The organism is Streptomyces sp. NPDC006393 (genome assembly GCF_040628575.1).
Taxonomy (GTDB): domain Bacteria; phylum Actinomycetota; class Actinomycetes; order Streptomycetales; family Streptomycetaceae; genus Streptomyces.
The window spans coordinates 1-6,084 of record NZ_JBEXZD010000193.1; the positions used below are offsets into that span (position 1 = coordinate 1).

Consider the following 6,084-nt stretch of genomic DNA (forward strand, 5'->3'; position numbering starts at 1 on the left):
GGAACAGTTCCCACAACTCGTCCGGCACCAGCCGCTCAACGATCCCCACCACGACCGACAGCCTACCCAGGCAGCCAAATGAGATGGCGTCTTAAGGGGCCTGCAAGGGCGTTGACCCAACATCCGGAGGCTGCTTCACTGAAGCAGTGGCTGAGCCACTGGACCAGTGAGTCGTCGCACCACTGACCGCAGGGATGGAGTTCCTCCGTGGCCGTTGAGAGCATTCCCCGCCGATCCGTGGTCGATCTGCTGGAAGCCCGGCTGCGTGAGGACATCCTCAGCGGCACGCACGAACCCGGCTCCCTCCTGCCTCCCGAGCGGGAGTTGGCCGCCGGGTACGGCGTCACACGGACCACCTTGAAACACGCCCTGACCCGGCTGGAGAAGGCGGGACTGCTGAGCACCCGGCACGGCATCGGCACCCGGATCCTGGACTATCTGCGGCTCGGCGGGGCCGAGTTGCTCCCGATGCTGGCGGCACAGGACCCCGCGTGGCTCAGGGAGATCTTCGAAGTGCGACGGCACATCGGCACGCTCATCGCCGGCCGCGCGGCGGTCCGGCGCACGGCGCGGCAGGCCCGGCGGCTGGAAGAACTGCTGCGCCGAGTGAGCGGGGCCCCTGACGCGGACGCCGCGCAACTCGCCGATGTGGAGGTGCACCGGGAACTGGCACGGGCCACCGGGAACCGGGTCTACCTGCTGCTCACCAACACGCTGTTCAATGCCTACCTCCCCGTACGGGGAGCCCTGCGGGCGCCGTTCGAGGACCCGGCGGAGGCGTCGAAGCGGCTCGCGCCGGTGGTGTACGCCGTGGCGGGCCGGCAGAGCGAGGAGGCGCGGCGCGCGGCCGAAGCGTACCTGCGCGAGACGGAGAAGATCATGTTGAGGTCGCTGACGCGCGCCCGGGCGCGCTCGGCCGACGACGACTCCGCATAGGAGGGGAACGGATTCCAGCCCGTTCCCGCCTCATTCACCAAAATGTCATGCACGTGTCAAGCAGAGTCCATCCCCTGCACGGCACGCCGAATCAGCAGAAGGAGCATGATGAGCAGAGCAAGCAAACGGCGCCGCGCCCTGATCGGCGTGATGCTGTCGGCCGTCATCGCCGGCATCGTCCAGCCGGCGGTCGCCACGGCGGCCACGAACCCGGGCGGCCAGGCCTCGCCCTCTGCGCACGCACAGGTCCGCGGTGTCGAGGAGGCAGTCGCCAGGTCGCTGTCCTCCTCGCTCCGCGATCCTCGGTGGAGGGCGCAGGTGCGCTCGGCCGCGCTCGGCACGCGCGAGGTGGATCTACAGGCGCTGACCGGCCGGGCCGCGGACGCGGACGGCGGCCGTCTGCGGGCTTCGGTCTCCGCCGCCGACCGGCGCATCACGGCCCTGAAGGGGCTGCCCGAGTCGACGGGCTCACTGCTGCGGGTACGTCTGGGTGCGCCCTCGATGCGCGCGCGTCTGCATGCCGACACCACACCCTGGGTCGCCGTCGCGGCAGCCGACGACCAGGCCACGACCCTCACGGCCTACGACAGCGAGGGCAACCGTCACACCGTGGACACCGCCCGGGTACCCGAACGTCCGCTGTACGTCCTGGACATCGACGTCTCCAAGGCTCACCGGGCCGGCATGGCGGTGCTGCGGGACGCGCTCGCCGCGGGCGGCCTCGACCGGCTGCCGGACGGACCCGCGAACGCCCTCGACGCGGCGGGCTGGTGGGCCACCAAGGTCACCGGCGTCGAGGTGAAGGACGACGAGGAGCCCTGGTTCAAGGGCGGAGCGGAGATGTTCTCCCTGGTGACCGGCTTCGGGCTGGACGGCAAGGCACGCGTCGACTCGGTCGACATGCCGTACCTGGACGACGACAACACCGTCTACTACCCGAACCAGATCCTGGTCAACTGGTCGAACTACAAGTACAACCTCGCCGACGTCGTCATGATGGAGGACGACGACGGCACCAACTACAAGGCGCTGGCCCAGGCGCTCACCACGGCCCTGCTCACGGTGACCGACCAGGGAACCTACATCCCGCTGGTGAACGCGCTGCTGAACGCGATGCCCGACTCCTGGTTCACCGACGACCCCGACTACGTGGACTCCTGGTACACCCTGTCGAAGAACTCCACCGGCCGGCTGAACGGGGCCGCGGGCAACGGCTGGATGACGGTCGAACCGTACTTCGTCGAGCAGCTCTGACGGAGCCGGCGGCATCGCTTCCACCTTCGCGGCCTGTCCGGCGGATCCTGCCGGACAGGCCGCTGGTCCTGTGGAGCGTTCAGCGCTTGAGCGTGAAGGTGAAGTCGTCGGAGAGCTTGCCGCCCAGCCGCACCGCCGAGACGAGTCTCCCCTCCGTGATCAGCCTCTCGACCTCGGCCCGCGACAGACCGCACCCTTCGGCGATCAGGCGCACCGGCCGCACGGGGATCCGCGCCGCGAAGCGGACCGAGACGTCGATCACCTCGCGGTCAAGGTGATCCGATCCGCCGGTGTCCAGGCGCCAGGCGCCCGCCCAGTCGAGGGCGATGCGGTTACGGCGCCGCACGAGCGGATCCTGGAGCAGCTCGGCTGCCAGCCCAGGGTCGTTGTCCTGCATCCGGTCCAGCAGCTCAGGCTGTACGGAGCGAACATTCACCCGCTCCAGGACCGTGAGCTTCGCCGTGTCCCCGCACACGGTGCAGAGCACGAGGAGCCAGGCGTCGAGGAGCTTGTGGTTCGCGTTGACGCGGAACTTGCCGTTGGCCCGGAAGCGCTCTGACGAGCACGTGTGGCAACGGCGGAGAACGGTCGGCAGGCAGGTGGGCATGACCACCCAGCTATTGAGCACAGAAGTACACCGGTTTCAGTGAGAAGTCCGCAGCAAGGAGCAGCGCGGCGCACATGCGCGACGCGCGACGAATCAGCGCTCGGGAGGTCTCACAGGGTGTACAACGGCACGTCCTTCACCAGACGACTGGGTTCGCCAGCACGGTAGTGACGCACAGCCGCGGTGCTCCACTGGTTTTCGAGCGATCCGGGTCATGCCGCCGCCGGCCGACGAGGCCGGTGCGGAATCACGACGCCGTGACGGTGCGCTTCTTGTCCTGGGTGAAATCGCCACGAGAGGATACGAAGTGGCAGCCCGTCAGCTGCTCCCCGGGGTGAGGGAGAAGGCTCGTATGTCGCGAGGGTGGAAGATCACGGTCATCGTGGTGGCAGCGGTCGGCATCGTCTCCACGCCGTTGATCTGGTTGCTGGACAGCCCCGACGCGGGACAGCTGGCCGGGGCCTCGGTCCAGGCCGCCGTCGGCATCGCGGCACTCGTCTGGGCGCTGTTCCAGACTCCGGGCGGCCGCACGGACGACACGGTCGTCCACAGCGGACAGGCCCGCGCGAGTCGTGGGGGAAGGGCCGTCACCGGCGTCAGGCGCCCGCGGGGCCGGGGCAACGGATCGGCCAAGACCGAGAGGACCGGCGACGCCACGGCCGACGGCGACGGCAGCAGCGCCGTCAGCGGCATCGACTACAGCTGACCGGCTCGGTCCGGGGCAGCGCGGAGAGCGCGCCGAGGGAAGGGGGATCGTCGCGTGGCCAGAGACGACAACCGCCCGGCGGGCTCCGGGGGCGCCGCCGACCCACAGGTGGCGGTGACCGGCACCGGGAACGCCTCGGCAGCATCCGAGGCCACGGCGGTGAGCGGGTATCGCGGGCCGGCGCCCGGAACCGAGACCGCCACCGCCGCCCCGGTGCGGGTGTCCGCCACCGGAGACGCGACCGCGTCCGAGGGCGGGCTGGCCAACAGCGGCTACATCCACCACGTCCGGGCCGAGAAGCTGACCGTGGTCCAGCAGCGCCCGCCCCGCGAGCCGGCTGCCTGGCCACATCAGGTCGGCGTGATTCCCTCTCGTGCGCAGTCCTTCCAGCACCGCGCCGAGATGGAGCGGCTACGGACGGCGGTCGGTGACGCCGCTCCTACCGTGCCGCGCCAGGGGCTGGACACCGGATCCCAGCCGAGCCGGGTTCTGGCCGGACTGGGCGGGGTGGGCAAGACGCAGCTCGCCGCCGACTTCGCGCGTGCCGCCTGGTACGACGGCAGCCTGGACGTCCTGGTCTGGATCACCGCGAGCGCCCGCTCGTCCGTGGTGGACGGATACGCACAGGCCGGCGTCGAACTGTGCCGGGCCGACCCCACCGATTCCGAGCAGGCCGCGCGGGCTTTCCTCGCGTGGCTGACGCCCAAGGCCGGTCAGCGGCCGTGCCGGTGGCTGGTCGTCCTGGACGACGTCGCCGACCCCGACGACCTGCGGGGCCTGTGGCCGCCCGCCGGCCGGTACGGCCGTACCGTGGTCACCACCCGCCGCCGGGACGCCGTCCTGAGCGGAGAAGGCCGCCGCGTGATCGAGGTCGGCCTGTTCACCGAGGCGGAAGCCGTCGCCTACCTGACCGCCTTCCTGGCCGCGCACGGCCGCCATGAGCCCGCCGACCAGCTCAAGGCCCTGGCCTGTGACCTCGGAAACCTGCCGCTGGCTCTCGCTCAGGCCGCCGCCTACCTCGTCGACTCCGGTGAGGCCGCGGCCGCGTACCGGGCCCTGCTGGCCGACCGCGCCACCACCCTCGCCGACACCACACCCGACCGGCTCCCCGACGACCAGGCCGCCCCTCTGGCCGCCGCCTGGTCGTTGTCCCTCGACCGCGCCGACACCCTCCGCCCCGTCGGCCTGGCCCGTCCCGTGCTCCACCTCGCCGCCCTGCTCGATCCCAACGGTGTCCCCCAAGAGGTGCTGACCAGCCGGCCCGCCCTGGCCCATCTCGCGCGGCACCGCGCCCGAACCGGGCAGGCCCTCACCGGCGCATCAGTCCCCGTCTCAGCCCGGGACGCGGTGCGCGCCCTGCGCGCCCTGCACCGGCTCAGCCTCATCGACCACACGCCCGACGTCCCGGAGCGGGCGGTCCGCGTCCACCACCTCGTCCAGCGCGCCACCCGCGACGTCCTCGCCACCGGCCAGCGTGATCGGTGCGCCCGCACCGCCGCCGACGCGCTGCTGGCCGCCTGGCCCGACATCGAACGCGACACCGGCCTCGCGCAGGCCCTGCGGGCCAACACCGGCGCCCTGACGGCCCACGCCGAGGACGCGCTGTTCCGGCCGGACGTGCACGAGGTGCTGTACCGCACGGCCAACAGCTTCGGCGACTGCGGCCAGATCACCGCCGCCATCCAGCACTACCGGTACCTCGTCGACGCTGCCGGCCGACGGCTGGGCGAGGACCACCCGGACACCCTCGATGCCCGGGCCCACTTGGCGTCCTGGCGGGGAAGGGCCGGTGACGCGGCAGGCGCGGTGGCCGCCTTCGCACATCTTCTCGACCGCATGGCGCGGTTGCTGCCCCCCGATCACCCCGACATCCTCACCACCCGCCACGATCTGGGAACGTGGCGAGGCCGAGCGGGTGATGTGGACGGTGCCGTGGGCACGTTCGCGGAGTTGCTGCCCGACCGGGTGCGAGTGCTGGGCGAGCATCACCCCGACACTCTCGCCAATCGGCACAACCTCGCCTGGTGGCGCGGCGAGGCGGGCGATACGGGAGGGGCGGTCACGGGTCTCGAGGAACTGCTGCCCGACGCGGTGCGGGCACTGGGGCCCGACCATCCCTACACGCTCACGACCCGTCACAGCCTCGCCCGGTGGCGGGGCGAGACAGGAGACGCGCCAGGGGCGGTCACCGCTCTTGAGGAGCTGCTGCCCGACCAGGTGCGGGTGCTGGGCCCCGACCACCTCGACACTCTCACCACACGCCAGAACCTCGCCCGGTGGCGGGGAAAGGCGGGGAACCCCGCCGGGGCCGCGGCCGCACTCGCCGAACTGCTGGCCGACCGGATACGGGTGCTGGGAACCGACCACCCCGACACCCTCACCACCCGGGCCGACCTCGCCCATTGGCGGGCGGAGGCCGGCAAGGCGGATGCGGGACGACACCTGTGACACTCGTGCGTTCCTGCTGGAGTGCTACGCCCCGGTCTCGCCGGTCGCAGCCCGCACCGCGTCCTCTCGGCGCGCCACCGCCACTCCGACGACGCCGACGATCAGCAGTACGACGACGGTGCCGAGGGTGAAC

5 protein-coding genes are annotated in these 6,084 nt (G+C 71.5%); 4 read left to right on the forward strand and 1 reads right to left on the reverse strand.

What is annotated here, in order from left to right; translation table 11 throughout:
* Positions 1 to 207: 207 nt before the first annotated feature.
* A complete protein-coding gene (locus ABZ484_RS38080; RefSeq protein ID WP_358870532.1) occupies positions 208 to 936 on the forward strand; it encodes a GntR family transcriptional regulator in 729 nt (242 codons plus the stop codon).
* 108 nt (positions 937 to 1,044) lie between these two features.
* Positions 1,045 to 2,190, forward strand: coding sequence for a DUF3103 family protein (locus tag ABZ484_RS38085; RefSeq protein ID WP_358870533.1), 1,146 nt, complete (start codon positions 1,045 to 1,047; stop codon positions 2,188 to 2,190).
* Between the two features lie 79 nt (positions 2,191 to 2,269).
* On the opposite strand, the gene ABZ484_RS38090 is transcribed toward ABZ484_RS38085, so the two are convergent.
* Positions 2,270 to 2,797, reverse strand: coding sequence for a DUF1062 domain-containing protein (locus ABZ484_RS38090; RefSeq protein WP_358870534.1), 528 nt, complete (start codon positions 2,795 to 2,797; stop codon positions 2,270 to 2,272).
* A gap of 352 nt (positions 2,798 to 3,149) precedes the next feature.
* Here ABZ484_RS38090 and ABZ484_RS38095 point away from each other — a divergent pair, with 352 nt between their 5' ends.
* Both ABZ484_RS38095 and fxsT read left to right on the forward strand, forming a co-directional pair.
* Complete coding sequence (locus ABZ484_RS38095; protein WP_358870535.1) at positions 3,150 to 3,503, forward strand: hypothetical protein; 354 nt, start codon at positions 3,150 to 3,152, stop codon at positions 3,501 to 3,503.
* A 54-nt stretch (positions 3,504 to 3,557) separates the two neighbouring features.
* Complete coding sequence (gene fxsT / locus ABZ484_RS38100) at positions 3,558 to 5,951, forward strand: FxSxx-COOH system tetratricopeptide repeat protein (RefSeq protein WP_358870536.1); 2,394 nt, start codon at positions 3,558 to 3,560, stop codon at positions 5,949 to 5,951.
* Positions 5,952 to 6,084: the final 133 nt, after the last annotated feature.